The sequence below is a fragment of the Pedobacter kyonggii genome, assembly GCF_004310665.1.
GTDB lineage: Bacteria > Bacteroidota > Bacteroidia > Sphingobacteriales > Sphingobacteriaceae > Pedobacter > Pedobacter kyonggii.
Genome location: NZ_SIXF01000006.1, coordinates 192,374 through 217,223, shown reverse-complemented (window position 1 = coordinate 217,223; position 24,850 = coordinate 192,374). Strand labels below are relative to the sequence as shown.

Annotated in this window: 21 protein-coding genes and 4 tRNA genes; 5 read left to right on the top strand and 20 right to left on the bottom strand. The window is 38.6% G+C overall.

Translation table 11 applies throughout. The features are described 5' to 3' along the window. Window positions 1–194 precede the first annotated feature (194 nt). Both EYS08_RS09175 and EYS08_RS09170 read right to left on the bottom strand, forming a co-directional pair. Window positions 195–1,058, bottom strand: coding sequence for a dienelactone hydrolase family protein (locus tag EYS08_RS09175; RefSeq protein WP_131029742.1), 864 nt, complete (start codon window positions 1,056–1,058; stop codon window positions 195–197). 62 nt (window positions 1,059–1,120) lie between these two features. After that, window positions 1,121–2,125, bottom strand: coding sequence for a phosphotransferase enzyme family protein (locus EYS08_RS09170; protein WP_131029741.1), 1,005 nt, complete (start codon window positions 2,123–2,125; stop codon window positions 1,121–1,123). Window positions 2,126–2,234: 109 nt separating this feature from the next. Here EYS08_RS09170 and EYS08_RS09165 point away from each other — a divergent pair, with 109 nt between their 5' ends. Then, window positions 2,235–2,828 (top strand): 2OG-Fe(II) oxygenase, encoded by a 594-nt coding sequence (locus EYS08_RS09165; RefSeq protein WP_131029740.1) that lies wholly within the window; start codon window positions 2,235–2,237, stop codon window positions 2,826–2,828. Between the two features lie 278 nt (window positions 2,829–3,106). Here the strand turns inward: EYS08_RS09165 and EYS08_RS09160 are convergent, their stop codons facing one another. From EYS08_RS09160 to EYS08_RS09130, 7 genes are all read right to left on the bottom strand, one after another. Further along, a complete protein-coding gene (locus EYS08_RS09160) occupies window positions 3,107–4,048 on the bottom strand; it encodes a helix-turn-helix domain-containing protein (RefSeq protein WP_131029739.1) in 942 nt (313 codons plus the stop codon). 26 nt (window positions 4,049–4,074) lie between these two features. After that, the gene (locus EYS08_RS09155; protein ID WP_131029738.1) at window positions 4,075–5,175 is read right to left on the bottom strand and encodes an efflux RND transporter periplasmic adaptor subunit; all 1,101 of its coding nucleotides are present in this window, start codon (window positions 5,173–5,175) and stop codon (window positions 4,075–4,077) included. Between the two features lie 14 nt (window positions 5,176–5,189). After that, on the bottom strand, window positions 5,190–8,474 hold the full coding sequence (locus EYS08_RS09150) for an efflux RND transporter permease subunit (RefSeq protein WP_131029737.1): 3,285 nt from the start codon (window positions 8,472–8,474) through the stop codon (window positions 5,190–5,192). 13 nt (window positions 8,475–8,487) lie between these two features. Next, window positions 8,488–9,879 carry a TolC family protein gene (locus EYS08_RS09145; RefSeq protein ID WP_131029736.1) on the bottom strand — a complete coding sequence of 464 codons (1,392 nt, stop codon included), beginning with the start codon at window positions 9,877–9,879 and terminating at the stop codon, window positions 8,488–8,490. A 255-nt stretch (window positions 9,880–10,134) separates the two neighbouring features. Continuing rightward, a complete protein-coding gene (locus EYS08_RS09140) occupies window positions 10,135–10,554 on the bottom strand; it encodes an SRPBCC family protein (protein ID WP_131029735.1) in 420 nt (139 codons plus the stop codon). Between the two features lie 259 nt (window positions 10,555–10,813). Continuing rightward, window positions 10,814–11,332 carry a protease gene (locus tag EYS08_RS09135; RefSeq protein WP_131029734.1) on the bottom strand — a complete coding sequence of 173 codons (519 nt, stop codon included), beginning with the start codon at window positions 11,330–11,332 and terminating at the stop codon, window positions 10,814–10,816. A 153-nt stretch (window positions 11,333–11,485) separates the two neighbouring features. Then, window positions 11,486–12,679, bottom strand: a complete 1,194-nt coding sequence (locus EYS08_RS09130) for an SGNH/GDSL hydrolase family protein (RefSeq protein WP_131029733.1) — start codon at window positions 12,677–12,679, stop codon at window positions 11,486–11,488. Between the two features lie 285 nt (window positions 12,680–12,964). On the opposite strand from EYS08_RS09130, the gene EYS08_RS09125 reads away from it, so the two are divergent. Further along, window positions 12,965–13,171, top strand: a complete 207-nt coding sequence (locus EYS08_RS09125) for a hypothetical protein (RefSeq protein ID WP_131029732.1) — start codon at window positions 12,965–12,967, stop codon at window positions 13,169–13,171. Here the strand turns inward: EYS08_RS09125 and EYS08_RS09120 are convergent. Further along, window positions 13,168–14,259, bottom strand: a complete 1,092-nt coding sequence (locus tag EYS08_RS09120; RefSeq protein ID WP_131029731.1) for an AI-2E family transporter — start codon at window positions 14,257–14,259, stop codon at window positions 13,168–13,170. The genes EYS08_RS09125 and EYS08_RS09120 overlap by 4 nt on opposite strands. A 184-nt stretch (window positions 14,260–14,443) precedes the next feature. Here EYS08_RS09120 and EYS08_RS09115 point away from each other — a divergent pair, with 184 nt between their 5' ends. The 3 genes from EYS08_RS09115 to EYS08_RS09105 all read left to right on the top strand — a co-directional run bounded on the left by EYS08_RS09115 (window position 14,444) and on the right by EYS08_RS09105 (window position 16,858). Then, on the top strand, window positions 14,444–15,262 hold the full coding sequence (locus EYS08_RS09115; RefSeq protein WP_131029730.1) for an alpha/beta hydrolase: 819 nt from the start codon (window positions 14,444–14,446) through the stop codon (window positions 15,260–15,262). Between the two features lie 268 nt (window positions 15,263–15,530). Next, the gene (locus EYS08_RS09110) at window positions 15,531–15,785 is read left to right on the top strand and encodes a hypothetical protein (RefSeq protein ID WP_131029729.1); all 255 of its coding nucleotides are present in this window, start codon (window positions 15,531–15,533) and stop codon (window positions 15,783–15,785) included. A gap of 170 nt (window positions 15,786–15,955) precedes the next feature. Then, window positions 15,956–16,858 (top strand): alpha/beta fold hydrolase, encoded by a 903-nt coding sequence (locus EYS08_RS09105; RefSeq protein WP_165456412.1) that lies wholly within the window; start codon window positions 15,956–15,958, stop codon window positions 16,856–16,858. A gap of 13 nt (window positions 16,859–16,871) precedes the next feature. On the opposite strand, the gene EYS08_RS09100 is transcribed toward EYS08_RS09105, so the two are convergent. From EYS08_RS09100 to EYS08_RS09055, 10 genes are all read right to left on the bottom strand, one after another. Beyond that, complete coding sequence (locus EYS08_RS09100; protein WP_131029727.1) at window positions 16,872–17,447, bottom strand: GNAT family N-acetyltransferase; 576 nt, start codon at window positions 17,445–17,447, stop codon at window positions 16,872–16,874. Between the two features lie 444 nt (window positions 17,448–17,891). After that, on the bottom strand, window positions 17,892–18,308 hold the full coding sequence (locus EYS08_RS09095) for a hypothetical protein (RefSeq protein WP_131029726.1): 417 nt from the start codon (window positions 18,306–18,308) through the stop codon (window positions 17,892–17,894). Window positions 18,309–18,318: 10 nt separating this feature from the next. Beyond that, window positions 18,319–19,035, bottom strand: a complete 717-nt coding sequence (locus EYS08_RS09090) for a glycohydrolase toxin TNT-related protein (RefSeq protein ID WP_131029725.1) — start codon at window positions 19,033–19,035, stop codon at window positions 18,319–18,321. A gap of 391 nt (window positions 19,036–19,426) precedes the next feature. Then, a tRNA-Leu gene (locus tag EYS08_RS09085) sits at window positions 19,427–19,510 on the bottom strand. 70 nt (window positions 19,511–19,580) lie between these two features. Then, window positions 19,581–19,653, bottom strand: a tRNA-Gly gene (locus tag EYS08_RS09080). 347 nt (window positions 19,654–20,000) lie between these two features. Further along, window positions 20,001–20,975, bottom strand: coding sequence for a collagen binding domain-containing protein (locus EYS08_RS09075; RefSeq protein WP_131029724.1), 975 nt, complete (start codon window positions 20,973–20,975; stop codon window positions 20,001–20,003). Window positions 20,976–20,982: 7 nt separating this feature from the next. Then, window positions 20,983–23,394 carry a hypothetical protein gene (locus EYS08_RS09070; protein WP_131029723.1) on the bottom strand — a complete coding sequence of 804 codons (2,412 nt, stop codon included), beginning with the start codon at window positions 23,392–23,394 and terminating at the stop codon, window positions 20,983–20,985. A 587-nt stretch (window positions 23,395–23,981) separates the two neighbouring features. Beyond that, window positions 23,982–24,065 (bottom strand) — tRNA-Leu (locus EYS08_RS09065). Window positions 24,066–24,134: 69 nt separating this feature from the next. After that, window positions 24,135–24,210: transfer RNA gene (locus EYS08_RS09060), tRNA-Gly, on the bottom strand. 94 nt (window positions 24,211–24,304) lie between these two features. Then, a complete protein-coding gene (locus EYS08_RS09055; RefSeq protein ID WP_131029722.1) occupies window positions 24,305–24,793 on the bottom strand; it encodes a regulatory protein RecX in 489 nt (162 codons plus the stop codon). Window positions 24,794–24,850: the final 57 nt, after the last annotated feature.

The following is a 24,850-nucleotide window of genomic DNA, read 5'->3' as shown; positions in this document are numbered from 1 at the left end:
TCATAATGCTTTAACAAAGTAGTATGGTTGATAAGTGGCTATTACATTTTATCATAACAATCATTCCCACGCAGTGGAGAAATCTGTGTCCATAGCTTTATAACACTTTTAAAAGAGTTCCCGACTTCGTTGCACTGCGCTCTAAATGACGAATCGACTGAGGAACCCTGATCACGATCTTGTGATAGGAATTACTACCGCGTTAACACTGCCAGTTTCTGTTTAAACAGATCAATTGTTCTGCTCCAGGCCAGTTTTGCGGCGGCTTCGTTATATCTGGTAGGTGAGGTATTGTTGTTAAAGGCATGGTTTACGCCATCGTAGATGTAAATTTTGTAATCAATTTTATTGTCTTTTAAAGCCTGCTCATAAGCTGGGATCCCGGCATTAATGCGTTCATCCAGGCCGCCATAATGCAGCATTAAACTCGCTTTAATTTTAGGTACATCTGCCACATTTGCCTGTGCACCATAATAAGCAACAGCTGCCTGCAATTTAGGATCATTAACCGCTAATTTATTGGCCATTGCACCGCCCCAGCAAAAGCCAACACAGCCTACTTTACCGTTTCCATCTTTTCTTTTGCGTAAATAGTCCAATCCTTTTAAATAGTTCTTTAAGTTCTTTTCAGGATCAAGCTTTCCGATCAACTCGCGCCCCTTATCTTCATCTGCTGGGGTTCCACCAAGTGGCGAAAGGGCATCAACGCCAAGGGCCAGGAAACCTTCGGCGGCAACACGTTTGGTTACATCAATAATATGTGGATTTAAGCCTCTGTTTTCATGAATAACCAGAACGCAGCCTAAGTTCTTTTTGTCTTTTGGCTTGGCCAGTACAGCTTTCATTTCACCGTCAACACCTGCGTAGGTAATATTTTCAACTTCGATATCATCACTGTTAAAACCCGCTGCAGCGGCATAATTATTCTCTAGCATAGGCAGAATAGTCATGGCTAATGCTGTACTACCAGCCAGGATAGCCAGTTTTCTCATAAAATCTTTTCTGCTTACCTGACTATGGGTATACTCATCATACAGGTTGATTATTTTCTGATCCATCTTATTGATTTTGAATTACTTTACAAGATAAAAAAGGATGTCGAGATTTGAGGTAGCATTGCCTAAAAGTTACAATACATTTCTTCCCATTTTTTAATCTGCGTTACACGGTGTTTCGTATATCGAGGGGTTAAGAAGACATTCGACCAATCATCGTAATTATCATAAAAGAATTTCAGGAAGAAAATATGAAAAGTGATACCCAGATAGGGAATGGCTTTTAATTCATCATCAGTTAAAGGTCTAACTTGTTGATAAGCATTTAAGAAGGTATTGAAGTCCTTTTCTGCCTGTTCTTTGGAGATTAGGTTATTTAATTGATGGAAGAAATAATGGTTAAGGAACGACATTAAGTCGTTAATCAGGTAACCCTCACCTGCAAAATCGAAATCAAAAAAGGTAATTTTTCCCGCTTCATCAAAATGGAAATTCTTTGGAAAAAAATCATAATGGCAATAGCCGTAGCTGAACTTTGAAGTATCAAATCCTTCAAACTTTTTAACCACTTTATTGGCAATGTTGGTCAGGTATTCAAATTCCTCGGGCATTTCTGTAAAATGAGGTTTTAAATCGCGTAAAGGTTCAAATAAAGTCGTTTCAAAGTTGAATATCGGTCTTGCATTATTCAGCTTTATTGTAGAAGTACTTTGGTGCAAGGTGGCAATGTCTTGGCCCAATTGAACAAGATGTGCATTTTCCAGATCCAAAATAACTTTTCCTTCAGCAAAGGAAAACATCACGCCATTTCTTAAACCCTCTATGGCATTAAACTGCTGAATTTGTTTCCCATTTACATTGGTTATGGGGTAAGACACTGAGTTTCCATTTGCTTTTAAAATATTGAGCAATTCTACTTCAGCTTCAATTTCATTGCGTTTGCGGTGTGCATCGCGGTAGATTTTGAAGATATATTTCTGGCTTAGATTTTCGAGAATATATGTGTCGCTTACGTTTCTGATAAGTAACCGACAGGTTGTAAATGGATCCAACTGATAAACTTCAATTAAATGATCTTTTAAAGCAGCGGCTGATAAGGTGGAGTATTGGGCGGGGAAAATGTTTTGCATAGGTAGCACTTTGGGGTTTCAAATATAAATTTTAGAAATGACATCTTAGCCATTAAATAAGACTACCTTACATTCCTTAGGCATATCGTTTTAAGATTAATACAATCTGTTGGAAAAAATATTTGATTGCCTTATCGATAGTTTTATCGAAGATAAAGTGGGCATTGCCGAAAACTTTTTAAGTGTTTCTTTAGCGGCTCATCTTAAAGATAACCTGATCGGGTTATTTGAAAATAAAAAACTTTTAAATGCTGGCGTGGGTAACGATACGGTTGTGAATCAAAACAAGTTGATTAGAAGTGATGTGATTTACTGGTTAGACAGAAAGCATAATAACCAACATGAAAATGATTTCTTCGATCTGATAGACGAATTTGTGGTTTATTTAAACCGTACCTGTTATACGGGGATCACCGGATACGAATTTCATTATACACTTTACGAATCGGGCACGTTCTATAAAAAACATATCGATCAGTTTCAGAACAGCGGAAGCAGACAATATTCGATGATTATGTATCTGAACAGCGATTGGAAAAAAGAAGATGGTGGAGAGCTACGTATTTATCATGTTAATGAGGAACAGCATATCTCACCCAATAACGGTAAAAGTGTTTTCTTTAAAAGTTCAGACCTGGCTCACGAGGTTTTGCTTACCAATAAACAAAGGATGAGTATTACAGGCTGGTTAAAGACCGGATAAATTTAATCCTTAATGTCAAAAAAGTCGCTAATGCAGGAGATCTCATTCAAAGGTGCGTCCTGCTGTCCCAATTCTATTACATCGGGATCAGCATCTTTTTTTGAAAATCATTATTGATAAGACCCTGAAACAAGTTCAGGGTGACGACCGTCTCCGTAGATTCCAGGTTTATTACACTACGCTCGAAATGACGGATGACTACATAAAAAAAAGCGCCGTTTCCTCATTTCAGGATTGGCGCTTCACTTGTTAAACGACTAGGTTTAATACGATTATGATCAATTTACTCTAAAACCCTTTGGGGTGCATTGCATCTGACGTTTGAAAAATATGTTAAAATTCGCTGGGTACTCGAAACCTAAACAATAGGCAATCTGCGCGATACTCCATTCTGTATGTTTCAGTAAGGCCATCGCTTCGGTTGCTACCCTTCTCGAAATGTGCTCAGAAGTGGTTTTGCCAGTTACTTCTTTTACCGCATGGTTTAAGTGATTTACATGCACCAACAAGCGGAAGGCGAAATCGTGGGCTGTTTTCAGCTCCAAAATATGCTCTGTAGAACCAATTGGGAACTGCCTTTCCAATAATTCGATAAACAAGGAAGTTAAACGTGCCGATGCATTATTTTGTTTAAAAACAGTTTCCTGAGGTTTAACCTTTAGTGCTTCGTGAACAATAAGCTGTACATAGTTTCTTAACAGATCGTATTTATGGATGTAATCGCCATCCATTTCTTTCATCATTTTAGTAAAGATATCTGTTAAGATAACTTCCTGTTCTTCGTTAATATGAATTACCGGACTATCATTAATACGCCACAATAAAGAATCGCGAAGGGTTTCGTTACGGTTATGGATAAAATTCTCGGTAAACAAACAGAAGAAACCAGCAGGTTTTGGCGAAGTACTTTCCCATGAATATGGAATATTCGGATTGGTAAATAGTAACGCCCGTCCTTTAATTTCAATCTGCGCATCAGGGTAGTGCAAAATCCCATTACCTATGATCAGCGAAATTTTATAAAAATCTCTGCGGCTAAAAACGGATGGTACGTTACTGCAAACAGTAGTTCTGTTAAAAACATTAAAGTGCCCGATATCATTGATCATCCCTAAGCTTGGCGTAGGTATTTCAGGCCTTGTGATTTTTAATTTATTGTAAAAATCCTCTAATGTTTCCTTTTTTTGAAGGGTAGAAAGCTCTTGATTTTTTGATAACATATTTTAAGTGCTTAATACAGGTAAAGTTATGGTTTAATCGTCATTCCTACGCGCATTTCCTCGGTTGGTTCTGCCACTAATTTGTCACCTTCTGCTAAATCGCCGAAAACTTCTACTTTGTCGTCGGTTTCACGGCCTTTTTTTATGCCTACTTTAACCGCTTTATTACCAGCTACTTTTAACACGAATAATCCTTCGCTGGTATCCAATAATGCTTTTTTAGAAACAATAAAGGTGCTGGTATTGGCCGGAAGCGGAATGTTCACTTCAGCAACCATGCCTGGTAATAAAATCTTCGAAACATTTGGTACATCCATTTCAATACGCTCAGAACGTAAGCGTAAATCTAAAGCGCCTGATAAACGTTTCACTTTAGCCTTAAAGGTCTGGCTAGGCAAAGATTTAACCGTAAAACTAATCTCATCACCAGCTTTTAAATATCCGGTATAAATTTCTGGAATGGAAACGGCCAAGCGCAGGTTTTTCTGATCCTGTAAAGTAAATAAAGGTAAATCAGAGCCTTTACCCGTTGGGCCAACGTAGGCTCCTAAATTTACATTTCTGGCTGAGATAATTCCGCTGAAAGGTGCCCTGATCGTTAAATAATCCTGAACTGAACTCACTTCTTTATAAGCCGCCTTTGCTGCTTCAAGCTGTGCAAGGTCTGCATTTTTTTTTGCCATAGCCTGGTCCAGGTCGTTTGTAGAGATCGTTCCAGGAGTTTTACTGGTTTCGTATAAACGGTTATAGTTGGCTTTGCTCGCAGTATAAATGGCTTCCTGTGCTTTTATCCGCGACTGTGTTGCAGCCAGTTGGGAAGTCATTTCAGGTGCTTCCAAAGTCATCAACAGTTGACCTTTATTTACTTCTGAGCCGATATCAACTTTTAGGGTTTTTACAAAGCTGCTTACTTTAGCGTATAGATCAACTTGTTGCAAAGCAATTAATTCGCCTGGCAAACTCAGTTTGGTGGATAACTTCTCTTTTTTAAGATCGAAGGTGGCTATAGCTGCTTCTTTTTCTTTCTTGGGTGTTACTTTCGATTCGGAGCGTCCACAACCATACATGGCCGTTAGCACTAAAAATCCTGTACTCAATAATCCTGTTGAAAATATCTTCGTATTCATTTATGATAATGATTTTATTCGTTTTCTTCTAAACCTTTAATGTAATGGATGCTTTCTTCGTCTTCCGGATCAAGCGACATCGAATCGGTAGTCTGTTCTCCCTGTACCCATGCAAATACCAGTGGCAATATAATGAGTACAGCGAATGTTGAGGCCAATAAACCACCAATAACTGCTCTGCCTAGTGGCGAAACCGCTCCACCACCTTCGCCATGACCGATGGCCATTGGCAACATACCCGCAATCATCGCAATACTCGTCATGATAATTGGGCGTAAACGTAATGCTGCGGCTTCGCGTGCCGATTCGAGTGCATTGCCATTGTGCTTTCTTAGTTGCTCTGCATTGGTGATAAGCAATACCGCATTGGCGATAGATACTCCAACTGACATGATAATCCCCATATACGATTGCAGGTTTAAGGTTGATCCGGTAATGGTTAATAACAATAGTGAACCTAAAATAACTGCTGGTACAGTAGCTAAGATAACCAATGGAACTTTAAAGGATTGGAAATTAGCTGCCAGCATCAGGAAAATGACCACAATGGCCACAAATAAACCCGATTGTAAACTGTCTAAAGTATCTGTTAACACTTTACTTAAACCGATGGCGGTAACATTTAATCCCCTTGGCAGTTCGCCAACGGCTGCAATGGCTTTTTCTACATCTTTTGATGCTGCACCAAGATCCATATGGTAAAGGTTTGCCGTTACCGATAGGAAAGGCATAGCACCAATGTTATCGTTTTCGCCTGCCGTGGTATCAGGAGTAATTTTTGCCACATCACTCAAAACTGGTCGTGCCGAATTTTTTAATAGCGGAATTTCTCCAATATCATCTTTACTGGTCATTTGGTTAAGCGGTACCTGAACTTGAACACTATAAGGCAAAGCCGCTTTTTCATCTAACCAGATATTTTTGTCCGTGTAACGTGATGATGAAGTTGAGGCAATTAACGATCTCGAAATATCGGCCATATCTACCCCGATCTGTGCTGCACGTGTTCTGTCGATATCAATATTTAATGATGGATATTTAATGGGCTGTGCTAGCTGAACATCACGCATGTAAGGTATTTCCTTCAGTTCTGCGAGGATTTTATTGGCATACTTTTCATTCAGCTTTTTGTTTTTTCCTGCAATACGCACTTCAACAGGGGTAGGAGAGCCTTGGCTCAATACCTTATCCGTTAGCTCAATCGGCTCGAAAGAAAGTTTAACATCAGGCAGGACTTTTTTTATTTTCTCCCTGAACTGATCTTTAAAATCGTCCATATCTTCCTCAAAGTCTTTTAAACTTACCTGAAAAACAGCTTCGTGCGGCCCTGCCATAAACTGGTAGATGGGGTTTACCGAAAACTGGGCAGGGTGTTGACCAACATAAACGGATGACATACCCATATGTTCTTCGCCGACCATTTTTTTGAGCTCAGCCAAAACCACATTTGCTTTTTCTTCGGTACGTTCTAAACGTGTTCCATCAGGTGCACGTAAACGCAACTGAAACTGACTTGAGTTAACTCTTGGCAAAACATCGCGACCAATATTAGCCAACAAGAGGGCTGCTAAACCGATAATTACCACCAAATAAACTAAAACAACAGATTTTCGATAAGGCAGTATCCGGTCAAGGAAACGCATAAAACGGTTCCGGAACCTATCAAAGAAACCAATTTTGCCATTGCCACTAAAATCTTCTCGCTCAACCAGTACTCTTTTTTGGTTCAAGGTATCTTTTTCTGATTCGAGTGTAATGCCTGTTGCTGCAAAATCAGCTTCATCCTGTGTAACGCCCGGGTGATGTTCACTGCCTTTTTTAGGGTGTGCAATCATTAGCCAGTTGGCCATAATGGGTACGAAAGTTTGAGATAACAGGAATGAAACCACCATCGAAAAGCCGATTGCCAATGCCAAGGGTAAGAATAATGCTCCTGGAATCCCTGTCATGGTAAAGGCGGGTGCAAATACAGCAAGGATACAAAACAGGATTAACAGTTTCGGGAATGCAATTTCCTTACAGGCATCCCAAATGGCCAGGGCCTTGGGTTTGCCCATATCAAAATGCTGGTGGATGTTTTCTATCGTTACCGTCGATTCATCTACCAGAATACCAATTGCTAAGGCCAATCCGCTCAGGGTCATGATGTTGATCGTTTGTCCGAATAACTTTAGAAATAAAACACCAGCAATAATAGATGTTGGAATGGTGAGGATTACAATCAATGCCGCACGTTTATCGCCCAAGAAAAGTAAAACCATTAAACCTGTTAATATCGCACCGATTGCCCCCTCACTGATCAGACTTTTTACAGCGTTGATTACATAAACAGACTGGTCGAACTCATAAGAAAGCTTAACATCTTCGGGTAAGGTATTTTGGATGTTCGGTAGGTTTTTCTTTAAGTTTTTAACCACATCCCAGGTGGAGGCATCTCCAGATTTAGCGATACTTAAATACACCGAGCGTTTGCCGTTGATTAAGGCATAACCTGCTACTAAATCGGCTCCATCTTTAACGGTTGCTACATCGCGGAGCTGCAAATTTTGTACACTGCCTTTAAATAAGGGAATGTTTTCAAAATCTTTAACCTTTTTAATGGTATAATTGGTTGGTGTAATATAGTTTTTATCACCAATCCTAACATTTCCTGAAGGCGCGGTCTGGTTATTTAGCCTAATGGCTTCAACCACTTGGTCTACCGTCAGGTTATGTGAACGCAAAAGTGACGGATTCACATTTATTTCTATTGTTCTTGGACTACCACCAAAAGGGGCAGGAGAGAGTAAACCTGGTATAGCTGAAAAACTAGGGCGCACATATGTATTGGCCAGATCTTGCAATTCGTTGTTGGTGCGGGTAGGGCTGCTTAATACCAATTGTCCAACGGGAAGCGATGAAGCATCAAAACGGATCACGAATGGTGGTTGCGAACCTGGCGGGAAAATAGCTTGTGCCCTCGTAGATAGCGCACTTAGCTCTGCAGCTGCCTGGGCCATGTTGGTACCCTCGTAATAGGTTAGCTTCATTAACATTAAACCCTGCGTATTTTTGGTTTCGATACTTTTAATACCGTTTGCAAAAAGCAGGATGTTAACATATTGTTTGCCAAAATAAGCCTCCATTTGATCAGGGGTATATCCGCCAAAAGGGTGGGCAATATAAATTACCGGAAGATTCATCTGCGGAAGGATATCAACCTTGATCTGATTGATGGCCCCAATACCGAAAAAGAACAATCCAGCCACCAAAACTAAGATGGATATGGGTTTGCGGAGTGCGAAACGTATTAAATTCATTAATATAGCCAGATTAAAATTCGTTGATAAATATGTCGTAATTGCCGAGTGCTGCCGATTTTAGCAATAAGGCCTGCCAAACATTGGTAAAGGCAATATCCCGATCGGTTTCGGCCCGGTTTAAGGTAAACAGGGCCTGTGTAAGATCTACCAACGTGGTGAGCCCGTTTTTGTAAAGCGTATTTTTCTGCAGATAAGCATCAGATGCTGCTTTCACCTGGATAGGCGCTTCTCTGTAATTGGCCAAAGCGTTGGTCAGTTTAGTTTCTGCAAGTGCCAATTGTGCTTTAAGTTGCTGATCAACCAGATTATATTCTTCTTTTAAACCCTGACTTATGTATTCTTGTGCACGTACCTGCGGGCGGTTTTTAAGTAAGGTTGATAGGTTCCAGGTCATTCCTATGCCAATCAAATAGTTTCCGCGGGTAGGGTTTATACCATCGGTATAACTGGTAGAATAAGCAGCCTGATCTAAGGCATAACCTGGACCAAAACCCGAACCACGGCCCTGCATTACACCGAATAAACTAAGCGTAGGGTAGTATAATTTTTTAAAATAATTAACCTGTTGCTGGCTAACATCAACACGGTTTTGGTAAAACTTTAATAGTGGATGTGAGCTTTTGATTAATGTATCTTCCAGCAGGTTGCCAGGGATACGCGTAATTGAAGCGGTATCTAACTCGTATGAGGTTGCGGTTAATCCCATTAACACACCCAAACGGTTGGCCTGTTCCTGCTCTAAATCTTTAGCTTTTGTTAAAGCGATTTTGGCATTGGAAACTTCGGCTTTTGCAAAAGAAGAATCGACTCCTGCAATTAAACCATTTTTAGCCCTGATGATGGCAGTATTTTTAAAGGTAACAGCGCGATCGAGATTTTTCTGTTGCGATTTGCTTAACCTTTGTGCAGCCAGCAGATTTAAATAGGCCGCAGAAACACGGATTTCTTGCTGGAATTTTTCCTGTTCCAGGTCATTTTTGTCTCTTTGGTATGCAGCATCGGCAATTTTAATGCGTTCTCTGATTTTTCCAAAAGTGAAGAAATCCCAGTTTACATTGGCCAGATAGAGTCCGCCAAATGCAGCATTCCAGTTTTGTTGGTCTAGAGCAGGACCAGATGAGGCCGTTCCCAAACCACCAAGTCCATATTGCGGTCCGTTTTGGCCATTAATGGTGCCATAATCCTGTTGGGCACTTAAACTGAAGTTTGGTAGATATTCTCTTTTGGCCTGTTGAATTGATGATTTTGATGCATTGGCATAATTATCTTTAGCCTTAATGGTGCCATAATTGCTTAATGCAGTATTAACAGCTTGCTTAAGGCTAAGTGTTTGTGCATTTATGCCGATGGATAAACTGATAAAGAATAATAACGAAAAATAAAATAAAGATATACGAGACATAGTGTATAATTTACACGGCAAATGTAAATGATGATCGTTATATCAAAGTATTCGGTTCAAATCAAAAATTATGCGAATCAAATAATAATCGAATTGTTACTTAAGGAGTAAAAAGGGACAGTTTCTGCTGCTAAAAATAAGAAGAGGCTGTATCATAACAGTTAAATTGTCATCCTGTCCAAAGGACTCCTACGGAGAGTCTGTCGAAGGACGGATGGAATTTCAAATATGATACAGCCTGTTTATAATAAGGTATTATGATTCCTCAGTATAACTTTTAAAATTATCCAGAATGGCCTGCCAGCCACCACGTTGCATTTCAATCGGATTGGTAGATTCGGCATCGAAAGTTTCGGTTATCCTGGTTTGTTCGCTCAGTGTATCAAAAACAATGCTTACCGTTCTGCCATCTTCCATGGTATATTCGATTTTTTTATGCTGATCAACCGTGGTATAGGTTCCGCCGAAATCAAAACTCATGCTGCCATCTTTTGCCGCCATAGTGCTTTTAAATTTACCGCCAACTTTTAAATCGTTTTCTGAATAAGGGGTATGCCAATCTGGTGAAGCAAAAGCCCATTTAGTAATGTGATCCGGATTATTCCAAAATTCCCAAACTTTTTCTACGGGTGCATTTACTGTCGTTTCTACGGTGATTGATGTTTTATTTTCCATGTTCTAAGGTGTTTAATTTTTTAATAAAGTTATAGGAACTTTAACAACTCGGAAAGAGTAAATGCGACAAATTAAGGGGTAATATGCCACTATTGTATTGCTTAGCTAAGCTTTACAATTAGAGAAATGGTTAACCATAGATAAAAAGAATGCACACAGGTAATTAATTTAAATACCTGTGTGCATCTCCATACAATCAACTAAGCCTAAATCACTAAAAATTATCGAATATTTTTGTTCTTTAATCCGGAATTGAATGCTAGTGCAGTTCCGTATAAATAAAGGTAACGGTGTCTTTGGATACTAAGCCGCTCATATTTCCGCCTGTGTAAACTGCTTTATAGCTCGATCCTTTTTTCAGGTCGTAGGCTTTAAGTAAATCGGCATTTGCAACCAGGCTATCACCTGGGTTTACCTTCGAATAACTCGACGCAGGCGGTGGCATTACTCTTTTGGCCATTGCGCCTTTGTACTGTGCTTCTTCTCCTTTTTCGTTGGTAATGCTTAAATAACTGCTCATTAAAGGCTCGAAAGGTGTATGCCAGATACAGAAAGTTTTTATACTATCGGTATTGTTGTACACTACAAACCTTAGCAATAGTGGGTCGCCGGTAGCTACATTGCCATTTATTTTCATTTTAACCTCAAGCGAATCGGTTTTATTGGCAGTAGTTTGAGGCATGCTTTCGCTTTTACTATTTGTGGTGTTTCTGGTGGCCTCACTGCAGGCAGAAAACAATACTAAAAGTGCAGGGATAATTATTTTAATGTTTTTCATGGAAGGGGGTTTATATAAGCAAATGAATATTGATGTTGTTTGATTATGATCAAACTAAAACGATTAAGTATCAAATATATATTAATTTATACAGCTTGCAAAAGCCTGCTGTTAATTAGATCTGTATGGCAAATCCAGACCAATAAGAGACGATTAATTTGAATTAACTAAAAAGTAAGCAATGCGGCAGGCATAACCTGTAGATTTTGAGTTGTGCTGATCGCTGATCCGTACACTTAATTTATGCGGTCCATTAGCGAGTTGATCGCCGAGTAGCAGATACCATGGCAAATGCAAGCTTGAACTCCATTGTGTATACAGATCGATCATTTTTTCTTCTCCGTCATCTATCCGGTAATGAAGTGCACCCGCATCCGGACCTGATAAAATAGCAATCCCCACAGTGTTGCCTTTAAAAAGCAGATCGAAGGTACTGTTCCTGGTATTGCTTTCGAGCACCGGGATGTTGACAAAATCTGGTCTTCCTTCCAGTCCGTCAGTTGGCTTCCAGTTTTTATTAATGCTAAAAGTATTTAAGTTTTCGGCGCTATTAATGCTAAGATATTGTCCTTTGGTATAAGCAAATTTATCAATGATTTTAGGAAGACCTGCCGAAGCTTTCTTGTTGGCATTTTTCTGATTTTCTTCCAGATAAGTTTTAATAGTATTGAAATAAAGTTGTTGGCCAAACGCTGATGGATGCAGGTTTTTAAAATCAGCTGGCCAGGTAAATTCACCATTGGCAATACGTTTGTCAACTTCTAAAGCGAGGTTAATAAATGGCAAGTGATAATACTCAGCTAAATCGCTGTGTACTTTTACTTCAGTTGGGATTTTACCTTTATTAAAATCATCATTTTTATCTTCATCGGCAAAAGCCATCATTACGATATCCGTTTTCGGGTTCTTGTTTAAAGTATGTCTGATGATGCCTTCTAAAGCACGACGCTGTGTTTGTTCAGCAGTTTTGTTGGCATGGTCGTTAACAGCCGATTCTACAAACAGGAGGTCAATTTTTCCACTGTCGAGTACATCGCGCTGAAGACGGAACGCGTGTGGCAAACTGCCCAATGATGGAATACCTGCGTTAATGAACCTGAATTTTGTTTGTAGGTAAGTTTTGGCTAAATAGTTACTGACCAATCCACGCCAGCCTTCCATATTGGTAATCGACCCGCCTAAAAAAGCAACGGTTACCGCTTCGTTTTTTCCAAATTTTTCTGCTACGGTATGGCTGTAACCATTAAAAGTGATGAACGATGATGATTGTAACTTGTTTTGAGCAAAGCTTTTGGAAAATAGTGACGTAAACAGTAATGTCAGGCAAAGAAAAGAGGTTAGTTTCATGTTGATTAGAAGAAATCAAAAGTAATAAAATTTACAATTGATCGGACGGCTTAAAGAAGATTGCGTAAACAGAATTGATTTTATTCCTGAGTATGGTTTTAAGGGATTGTTACCCTGAGTGGTAATTAATGGCATGAAAATCCATATGAATTACAAGAGAATTTAAAAGAGGCGAGTCGATTAGAATGATCGTCATCTCCGTAGTGGAGAGATCTTTTAATATAGTCTAAAGATCTCTCCTCCGAAGGAGTTCCTTTGGAACACTCCGCGGTGCTTCGGTCGGAGATGACGATCGTTCTATTGAAGTCTGTTAATGGTAACGAAGTAGAAGGGCCAATAGGCAAATTGCTATTTATTGCACCAGCCCTTGTTTCTAAACCCGGTAGCAGCGGTAGCCTCCGATCCTTCATCGGAGCTATAGCGAATAACGGGGCTGCTGTTCCCGAAGAGCTGCTGAACGATCGTTTTCAAAAAAAGAATATCGATGTTTAGTTTGTCGCAAGTTTTTTCTTCCTTCTAAACCTTTTCACCTGCCCCATGTGTTCAGTCGGGATATTATCGCCCAGCAATTTTCCCCAGGGTTTAAGGCCATCAATCCGATCAAAGATGATTTTCAGTACCGCAATAAATGGAATGGAAAGGAACATTCCGGGTATACCCCAAAGTGCAGCACCCATTAATACAATTACGATAGAAATAAGTGCGTTGATCTGTACCTTGCTCGAAACAATGCGCGGTACAAGGATGTTGTTATCAATAAACTGGATCAGTGCATAAGCACCTATAATTAATAATTGAGTGGTAAAACCATCCATGGTTAAAGTCGCCATTAATACAGGTAGGGCTATGGCAATAATGCCGCCGATGTAGGGAAGCAGGTTCAATATTGCCCCGATAACACCAATTAAAATGGCATTTTGTACACCGAGGATCAGCAAGGCCGCAGAGTTCATTACCGCAACAATTGAAGTTTCGATCAATAAACCGATGATATAACTTTGTATTGCTGCTTTCGTTTCGCCTAAAATCTCGGCAACTTTTTGCTTGTTCTCCTCCGAAAACACTTCATAAATAAAATTAAGGATCAATGTTTTGTACAGCAAGATCAGAAAAGTATAAACAGGGATCAGAAAAACGACACTGAGCACGCCCATTAAGCCACTTAAGGTTTGGCCAATTAAGGCTTTACTTCCATTTGCAGCATCGTTAACCATTTGCATCTGTTTTTGCGAGGAGATACCAAAGGTAGTTTGTAGCCAGGTTCTAATTTCTTCTAAAAGCTGCGATAATTTGTGTTTAATGCTTTCTAGATCGTCGAAAAAGTGGGCAACCTGCGAGGATAGAAAATAGAGTATGGCAATTACAACCACAATACCGATAATCATAGCAAGCATAATGCTTACAATTTTAGGCATTTTTCTTTCGAAACGATTGGTAAGTGGGTTAAGTAGTATCGCAATTAGCGCAGCGAAAGCAAGTGGCACAAGAATATCTCTCAGCACACTCATTATAAATACTGTAATTACTAATCCTAAAAGAATTACAGGAGCTTTGATGTAAAATGGGTAGGTTTTAAGCATTTTTAGATGGGTTCACCGTTCAACAACCAAAAGGTAATAAAATTGTTTTAAAGTTTTTTAGCTGTTTAAGGAATAGATGAGCAGGACATTATTATTTTTTGGTGTCAGTTCGAAGAAATAGCAAACAATATCCAGTTATTTTATAAATTTAGCACCATATTATAATAATAATTAAAAACTCCCCATGAAAAATAGCTTTTTAATAGCCATCTGTTTGTTTTTGTTTAGCCATGTTTTAAGTGCTGCGGAAGTAGATACCGCTTTAACCTTTAGCAAATCGATGAACAAAAATATTAAAGCAGTGGTAATTAAACCCGATAGCTATAAAACTGGAAAAACGTTCCCCGTGGTTTACCTGCTTCATGGTGCTGGTGGTAACTATGCCGAATGGGCCAAAAAAGTGCCAGGAATTAAAAATCTGGCCGATCAATACCAGTTTATTATTGTGTGCCCTGATGGTAATGTAACCAGTTGGTATTTCGATAGTCCGGTAGATCCTGCATGGAAATATGAAACCTATGTGGCTAAAGAGCTGGTAAGCTATATTGATGAACATTATAAAACCATAGCCGAAAAAAAGGGCAGGGCCATTACCGGTTTGAGTATGGGCGGCCATGGCGCACTATACCTGGCCATTAAACACCAGGATGTTTATGGTGCCGTAGGCAGTATGAGTGGTGGTGTAGATATTAAACCTTTTCCAAATGGGTGGAATATCTCGAAAAGATTGGGAACACAGGATGAATTTCCAGAACGTTGGAAACAGAACAGTGTGATTGATATGATTTACCGCATTAAGCCAGGATCACTTGCTATTGCAATTGAATGTGGTACTGAAGATTTTTTCTATAAAATGAATGTACGTTTGCACGATGAGCTCCTGTATAACAATATTCCTCACGATTTTACCGCCAGGCCCGGTGTACACAACTGGGATTATTGGGCCAATGCGATTAAGTTTCAGAGCGTTTTCTTAAGTAATTATTTTAACGCAAAACCTTAATATAGTTTAAGCAGCATGCTGTGCACAGCGGTCAGTTTTGAGCTGGCCTGTAATCCAACCAAAAAAATAATAAGCAGATTAGTAATCATGCCAATCGAAATGAAATTAAAATGATGTAGCGATAGTAATGTAGCTTGCATTAAAATTTGTACATCATTTTAAGTAAAAAATTAACTTTTAGATTACATACAAAATAAAGACTTACCATATTTTTGACCGTTCTCGAAATCTTATTTATAAAACAGGAAACGAAGATTTAAAACCAAAAATGAAATACTTAGTCAAAGAAATCAGTGACGGAAACTGCGATATTACATTATTGCCAGAAAACCTGAATGATAGAAATCTTTTAGTCGAAACAACGAAAAACCTTCAGCACGATTATCAGGAAGTTATCCAATCGCATTATGAACATGCGTTGAAAAATGAAGTTCATGGCAATGCGGCATTTGTTTCCTTAAACAACGAGAAAAGCAATTATCCGAAAAGAGTAAACGTAAATTACCAGATTATCTTAAGTTAAGCGGATATTCTTCTGGCAAAGGCTTTCTTTATGGCAAAGAAAGCCTTTTTTGTTTTAGGATTCTTATGCCTAAAGCCCCTAAAAATAACTCAGAACAATTGCCGTATAAAAGTTGTTTTTTAAGCTATTAGCAGATTTAATCTGTAAGGTTTTATGCAAACTTAAATATATTGTCAAGGCAAATTTACAATAGAACCATCAAAGTTGATGGAATTGATCTATTTTACCGAGAGGCCGGAGAGGAGAAGAATCCATCTCTATTGCTTTTACATGGGTTCCCAACCTCATCAATAGCTTTCAAGAATCTGATGATTGCTATGTCTGATCAGTATCACCTTGTTGCACCAGATTACCCCGGTTTTGGCTTCAGTGAATTTCCTGTGCCCGATAATTTCGAATATACATTTGGGAATATATCAGCTTTGATAAACAAATTCACACTTGCCATAAATCTAGATAGGTTCTTTATTTATCTCCATGATTATGGTGCGCCAATCGGACTTCAATTATGTATAAACCATCCGGAAAAAATTGCTGGTATAATTGTTCAGAGCGGAAATGCATATCGTGAAGGTATGGGGCCTGAATGGGACGAGTACATCGACTATTGGTACAATCCAACACCCGTAAAAAAGAACAAGCTTATTAAATTCTTAAGTAAGGAAGGTATAAAAAATCAATACTTCGGTGGGCTTCCAGAAGAAGCATTATCTAAAGTCAGCCCCGAATTGTGGATGCTCGACTGGGAGTTTCTGAAAAGGCCAGGTAATATCGAAAGGCAGTTTGAATTAAACTGTGATTTCAAAACCCACTTTGAAATGTTCCCTGTTTACCAGGAGTATTTTCGCAATCACCAACCACCAGCACTCGTTATATGGGGAAAGTATGAAATATTTTTTTCAGTAAAGGAAGTTTCATGTTACAAACGAGATTTACCGGATGCGCAAATCCATATTTTAGATGGCGGACACGATGTGCTAGATACTCATTTTGGTGAGGTACTGATGCTAATAAGGGATTTTATTAATGATCTGCCTAAGACAAATACATTTGATCCAAATGCAGTAAAATAAAAATGCTGTCGGTTCATCGTGCTTTTCTCAGCATGGGCCGTAAAATAGGTGAGCTACCGGATTGAATTTCGCCGATAACCTCAAAACCATGACGCTGGTATAACGAGATGTTTTTAGGGTTTGAAGATTCGAGATATGCAATAAGTCCATCACGGTCAACGGCTTTAAGTGCTTCCGTCATCAGCGCAGAGCCTATTCCGGAACCTTGATGCACGGGATCTACACCTATCATTGGTAAGTACCAGTGTGGCTCGGTAGGATGAAATTTTTCCATTTGTTCAAAAATTCCATGCATATCTTTTTTTATGTTGTCGCTAGTGTTTTCATTGAACAACCTCATTAGTGATTCTTCATCAGGGCTTGCACCAGGGGGCAACCATACGGCTGCGCCAGTCAAATCACTGCTAATGTATGCTGTCTTCATCTCGAATGCATTTCCTCCGAATGCCTTTGCTATAGAAGAAAAGGTTGCCAGATATTTTGCTGGGTCTGGCAGTGACCATCTGGCCATTGGGTCAACACTGAATGCCAGCGTTAATATCCCAATTGCGCAATCTTGATCGGATAATAAAGCTGTTTTTATTTTCATATCAATCCTGTTTTATTAATATTTTAAATCAATTCCTTAATATTTCACAGGCATTTTTTCTATGCAGGCTTAATAAGCTCTTCGACGCTTGTCAAATTAACAAATAATGGTATATATCTGTTTTGGTAAGTTGTTGTCTTGAAATACTTAGGATCGTGGTTAGGTTCGCAGTTAAACAACTAAAATTTGACAGGAGTATTCCTTAATTAGGATAGTTGAGGATGTAATTATGCATCTTTTTCAAAAAAAAGACGAATAAAATAGGAGGGAAGCTTTAAGTTGTTAAACAAAGAAACCTTTCATTTCTGAAAGGTTTCTTTCGTTTTTTTTGTGTACCCGCAAGTATAAGCTATATTTTTTAACAAATATTTTTCCAAAACTTTTAAAATGAACCTGCTAATCACTTGGCTGAAAAACAAATGGCAATTTTGGGGATATCCAAGCTTAAATTCCGCTATATTCCCATACGCCGGAAATGGTAAGCAAAGTCAGTCCAGGTTGTTTTTCACCATAGCTGAAAACACAAATATATTTTGAATGACAAGACGGACAATCTGTCCCAAAGTACAATGTTGGTAAATCATTTACTGTCAATTCTCCAAAGTGAAGTAAATTTATGGAGGTTTCGGAGACAATTTTATTTTTTAATAATTCATTTTTAGCTAAAACCTTTTCGTTATTGTATAATTGAAAAATCGGAAAGCCTGATTCATAGGGTGTTATTGTAACGATATTTTCATAGCCACAGTTACAACATTTGAATTTTACTTCTGCTGAGTTACCGATCTCTGCATTACTGAACGTGTTTTTGGCAACAGAAACCTGTTTTTCAATGAATATTTTTTTTGAAATGGAATACATCTAAATGATTTTATTGTGCAATAATTACGCCCACAGCTCCTGGATATTTTCCACTTGGGTTTTTCTTAATTGTTACTCTAATATACCCTTCTTGGGCCAATTTATTCCAGGTTTTTTGGTAGCCAGTCGCTGGATCGATCGGGATTTTCCACATGGTCTGCTTACCATAGCCCACCTGATTAAACCAGGGAATAATATCTGCTGTTTGGCCTTTGAAATTTAATGAATTATTTAAAACTTCGATTTCATAATAAAAATCATAAGTATTTTCCGGTTGATTCAAAGCTCTTTGTCCGAAGGTATACACGGATCCATTGATGATTGGACTTGTAAAACTTCCTCCCAAGGTCGGAGCTCCTGTTCCGCTGTAGGTTCCAATCGCACCACTGTATCTATCGTATTTTTGTCCCATCGTGATTGGTGTATCATCTACTGTATTGAAACCTCCGTTTGCAGGTGGCCATTTTCCGTTTAAATTGTTGTTTATAAATAGCGTTTCCAGTTCGCCCCACTTTTGTTTCTTATATAAATCGTAAACCTGATCCCTCATCGTTTGGCTTACACTGTTTGAAGGATCATAGGTCGCAGCCAGTTGGTTTGCGTTTTTGTAGAATTCAGTGGGTGCCGTAATTGGTGGTTCATCTAAAAGACCATCCTTGTCTGAGCGACAAGCCACAGAGAATAATGCAATGTTTAAAAGTAGTAAGTACTTTAATAAATTTTTCATAGCTGTTAATTTAGTTTAGTAATGTGATGATTTTAAAAATAGATCGATAATGACAGTAAAATAAGACAGTAAAATGCATGGCTAATCTAATATTTTTTAATGATAAAAACTACAATTGAATAAGAATATTTGCCACATATTGCCCTCACTGGAGCATGCGTGCCGCGTGTGAAAAATATGCAGAAGGCATACTTAAAAAGGTACAGCCAATAGTGGACGTAAATAGATTAATGTGGAACTTGGCCCGATATTTCGTGAATTGCTTCGTTTTGACTTACCGAACCGCTAAATTGAATGATGCACAGAACTTATTTATTTACTTGATTACTAAAGAATTGAGCGGGAATAAAAAAAGGGAAGTCTGATCAAAATGATCAGACTTCCCTTTGTGTACTCGGGGCGGGAATCGAACCCGCACGCCTTTGAAAGCACAGGATTTTAAGTCCTGCGTGTCTACCAGTTCCACCACCCGAGCATTAGCCTGTTCCGAAATCCTTCGGTAGGTTAACTTTAAAATAAATGCCTTCTGGTAGGAAGGCATTTAGAGCGAAAGACGAGATTCGAACTCGCGACCCCGACCTTGGCAAGGTCGTGCTCTACCAACTGAGCTACTTTCGCAAATTAATACATTATGTTGTATTCCTTTGGGGTTGCAAATATAGAAATTAAACTTTCCAATTCAAAAAAATAAAATATTTTTTTTGAATGAAACTGCTAGGGCTTCAAAATCAATGAAATAAAAATAAAGTCTTATTGAAAAGGATCGCAGCCTCGTCGCATATGATCAGTTAGCATTGTAAAGCTGGCGCAACATATAAGAAAGCGTTTTAATAACTGATTATTGTCCAAACGGAATTGAGATACCGAATAGATGGGATTTGTCTTGGTAACAGGATTAGAATTCCCCTGTTCTGCTTGTACAGGGGATGCTGCATTATCCCTTCTTTTTTGTAATACCTGCGGTTTTATTTTAGGCGTAGGGTAAGCGTTGATTTATTGTTGCTCACGGTAATACTGTCTTTCGCCAATAATTTAACATTCTTAAGAGAAACATCCCCAAGTACATAATACTTTCCTGGGATCATATTTGGAATAGAGACCTTGCCAGAAACATTGGTCAGTACACTATAATTACTGTTTTCGCAGGTATCCCTGGCAAAAAGTACTTTACTGGTAAACAGGCAGACTTTGCCATTTGGAACAGCACTTCCAAATTGGTCCACAAAAATAATTTCAAGCAGATTACTTGGAGAAGTATCGGGCAGTTTTAGTTTTAACGATTGTTTTTCAACTTTGTTCGATACCTGAAAATTGCCTTTTTGTATGTATTCGGCCCCTTTTATTGTGATTTTGGAAAGAAAGTAATAAGGGCCGCTCTTGATTCCAAACTGGCTGGCATTTCCGTTAACATCAGATTTTAAAGAATAACTGCTTCCATCACAGGTTATATTATTGTAAGGGATGGGACTTGAGAATATACAGACATCGGCACCTTTCAGCCTATTTCCCAAAGAGTCTGAAACAGTAAAAATGATACCGTTCTGTCCGGTCATTGAGATACCGGCACTTAGGGCTAGCTTTTCATTGGGCAATTCGATAGCAGAAGAATCAGCTGTATACAGCGTCCCATCAATAGTTTCAGAATAGCTGACCCTATATTTTTTTCCTGGAGCAAGTGGACTGAACTTAAAATAGCCTTCCTTATCCGTTATGGTACTTAACAGGTAATTTAACCTGTCCGCTGAGTCGTCGTAAGATATTGTAACCGTTTTTCCAGCGAGCCCCTGGGATCTAACCGATTGTTTTATGGTGTCGGTGAGAAAAAGTCTACCGTATAAGTATGAAGGATCTTTTGAGAGATCTTCGTCTTTAAGCTTGTTGTATTTTTTGCATGCTGAGAGGCAAAAAAGCAGAGCGATAAGAATAATGAGATTTTTCATTTTAGTTTTATTTAAAGAGTCCTATAGCTTTGCCTATGGTAACGGGTTCGAGATTGAATGAAGTAAAGAGCCCTGCGTAGGAAATGCCTGAGGCCTTCTCTGCTACTGCATTATTGATGATCTTAAATCGGTTGTTTTTATAAAAATGTGCGCCTGCTATTAGTTTAACGCCAGGGACTATATCATAAGAAATTCCGGTATAATAATTTTCAAGTGCCTTTTTCAGACTAAGGCCAACATACAATGAAAAGCGCTCATCTGTATTTTTCAATAGCTTGTCGTTAAGTTTATTTAGCCTGTTTATGAAGTACAAGTGAAGTCCGGCCTGGAACTGAAACTTATCTCCAAGTTCAGTTGTCGGTAGATCACTACTAGTATTTGAGGTGATATTATAATCGGAAAAAGTATATCCGATGCCGACACTCAGATCGAACCGCTGGGTCTTTACCAGTTTAAAATCAGATCTGGCAACTTCCTTTAGCTTTGTACTGCCAATCGTTGCCTCTGTTAACGTATATGACAGTTTTTGCGGTGCTGCAGGCATTTCCGGAACAAAGATTTTACTATAGTACATTGCGGTTGTGTCCGTTTTCTCGGCTAGATGTCCTGGAGGCAAAGATCTGTGGCTAATCCGCAGGTAAGCTATAAGTGTTCTGTTTTTATTGATATTCAGTTCTTTTAGCTCATTAAGTTCCGCTGCTCTTTTTCTGATCTTTTCTTTGAATGCATTAAATCTTCCCATCATTTTGTCAATTCCAGGTTCAATGGCAGAAAGTGAACTGTAATCCAGAAAGAAATATTGATCGCTATTGACGAATCCTTCAAGGAGTTTTTCAAACAGGGGTGAAATGTCTTTCAATTCATCGATATTTTCCTTGCCGAACTGACTGGTCCATAATATCCTTTTTTTATCTTCTTTCAGATCTTTATTGGTTAAGGGAATCAAAATTCCTTCTATTTCGATCGCAGTGACTGGCTGTTTCGGTATACCTGATAGTGTTGATATACTTGAACTCATTGTCAACCTATCATAATTTTTTAGTTTAGCGGCAAAGTTGACCGAGTCGTCTTTCGTTTTGCTCGGTATATTGTATTTTATGTCTGGTAAGCGATCTGGATTGAGCAGCTCGGTGATCTTGCCAATGGTGGCAGAGTTGGAAAGGCCTAGCGAAGTTATCACCCCTATCTTTTCTGCGATGGTATTAATTTCGCTGATCGCCCTGCTTTCGTATTTTAGGTCTTTTTTTTCCGGGGTCAATAAAATTGTTTTGTTGGCTGGGATATTATGGATGGGAACAACTAGCTGTAAACCATTCTGCACGTACCCGTTCTTAAACTCGTTTTTTCTTTCCTTTACCCTTACCAGTTCGTTCTCAAGCATGTTATACTGGATCATCATGGTGTCCGGTCTCCTTTCTGGTATTTTCACAGGAAGGATGATCTTGTTGAAAGCTTTTTTAGTTGTTCTGAAAACATCATAAGCCTTTAGTTTTTCAAGTGAGTCCTGAAGTTTTTTCTGAGCCAGTCCAAAAAATAGATTTGGCTCATCATTTGGATAACGTTTTTCTTTTAGTGTCGAAGGAAGCGGATTGATCCTTATGTTCCCTTCATTAAACCAAAGCCATTTTTTAACAAAAAGTGCGGTGTCAATCCATTTTGTGAGTGGCAGTTTTTTGGGAGTTATTCCATCAACTTCTTTCTTTATCGCAGAAATCTCCCCCTGATCGTAACCGAATATGTTCTGCTCTGCCACATCGATTTTTTTATCCAAGATACCAGTAAGGCTATACCATTTTTCAAGCTTTCGCCAGTTATCGAGGTATTCAGCATTGATCTCAGCTGTCTTAATCCATTCATCGGTATCGTAGTCTTTTTTGTAATTCTCCAAAAGATATTGTGCCAGTCTATCATATTTGTACAGTATGAACTCCTTTCTGCCAGTCTTGTCATTGCCTAATTGGATTGTAAACGGATTTGGTTTTATGAGCGTGTTGATTTTGGATATTTCTGGAAGATAACTTAAGCTTTTTTGCGTAAGCGTCCCTGATTTTAAATACTTCCTTAAAAGGTCTAGATCTGTAAGATAACCGTCGATGAATTTCTGCTCCCATATTTCTACGTAACTGGACTTTAGATTTGTCGAGTCGTTCTTAATTCTAAAGATTGTCCGGTCTATTTTTTCAAGCAATGCTTTTTTTACCTCAGCTTCTGCATCTTTATCATACTGCAGTATTGGAGCCTTTAGGTTAATTTTTGGGTTGTAAAGGGTGTTTGAGTCTAATGGAATAAATTTTCCTGTACTATCGATCCCCTGGCCTTTAGAAAGCTTGGGTAGAAAAAATGAAAGGATAAAAAAAAGGAAAATGGCAGCCTTTAGGGACTTTGTCCCTATTTTTTTTAGCGTTAGTCTGTTGTACATAGTTGAGCGTTTGGTTTGTACCTCCAAAAAAAAAATCTGATTAAAATTCAGTTTGTATATGTCTTTGGATCTTTACCAAGATATAAAGAATTATTCTATATAGGAATACCTAGTAATGGGTATTTTTATGTATGATGTGTTAGGGTGATATAGGGATTCTTTCCAATCGAAATGGAAAAAAGGCCGTAAATTTCGGACGCTATGTTCTCTCCACACTTCTGAGAAGAAATCCTGTCTTTGAGCGAGATTAAAAAATTAAATGCAGGGGATCCTCAGGGGCACGTTTCGATCCTAAAATTATTGCCTACACTAGTTAACATATCAGCCGTTTTTGAAAAGACCGATATGCTGGATCAGCATTCTTTGATTCGGGAGGTATTCAAACAGGATATCATTTATTCAGAGGGCGCTTGTCGAACACCTTCTGTAAAAATTCTTCTTATTCAGATTATCGAAAATATATGCCTAGAGTTTAACTCCCCCAACTTTTCCGCTTGATCCCCTTTTTATTCATTCAAACAAAATTTTTTGTATAAACAAAAAAACCTTTCATTTCTGAAAGGTTTTCGTTCGATTTTTTTTGTGTGTACTCGGGGCGGGAATCGAACCCGCACGCCTTTGAAAGCACAGGATTTTAAGTCCTGCGTGTCTACCAGTTCCACCACCCGAGCATTAGCCGCTACCGATCTCCATCGGCTTGGTTAACTTTAAAATAAATGCCTTCTGGTAGGAAGGCATTTTGGAGCGAAAGACGAGATTCGAACTCGCGACCCCGACCTTGGCAAGGTCGTGCTCTACCAACTGAGCTACTTTCGCATGAACAAAACTGATGTTGTTGTTTCGTTTTGGTGATGCAAATATAGGCAGATTTATATTTCTGTCAAGAGATTTCTTGTTAAAAATTTAATATTTAATTTAAATTGCTGGCTTTCAGTACAAGTAAAATTAAATCAGTTTCAAAACCTTTTGCCTGAAGGTAGCTCATTAGCTTATTTTTTCTTTTAAACGGATCATTTTCGCTTAAACTCTGCGCTTTTTTAATGGCCAATTTTTCTATTGTTTGTAAATAATCATCATCATCAATGCTGTAAATTGCCTTTTGCAGAATTTTATCGGGCACACCTTTCAATTTCAAGCCCTGTTTAATTTTAACACGCCCCCAATGTTTGATGTTGAATTTGCCCGATGCATAACTTTTAGCAAACCTTTCTTCATTTAAAAAATTATTCAAAATCAACTCGCTTATAATTTCTTCCAGTTCATCGCCACGCATTCCCCATTCTACCAGTTTATACCGTACTTCCTTTTGCGAGCGCTCCTGGTAAGCACAAAAATGCTCGGCTTTTACCAGCGCTTGTTTTTTATCTAATAATACTGCTTCTTGTTTACCGCTTTTCATAATTATTTACTGAAATTCGTAAAAATAATAGCGATTACCGTATTTTTCTGAATATAA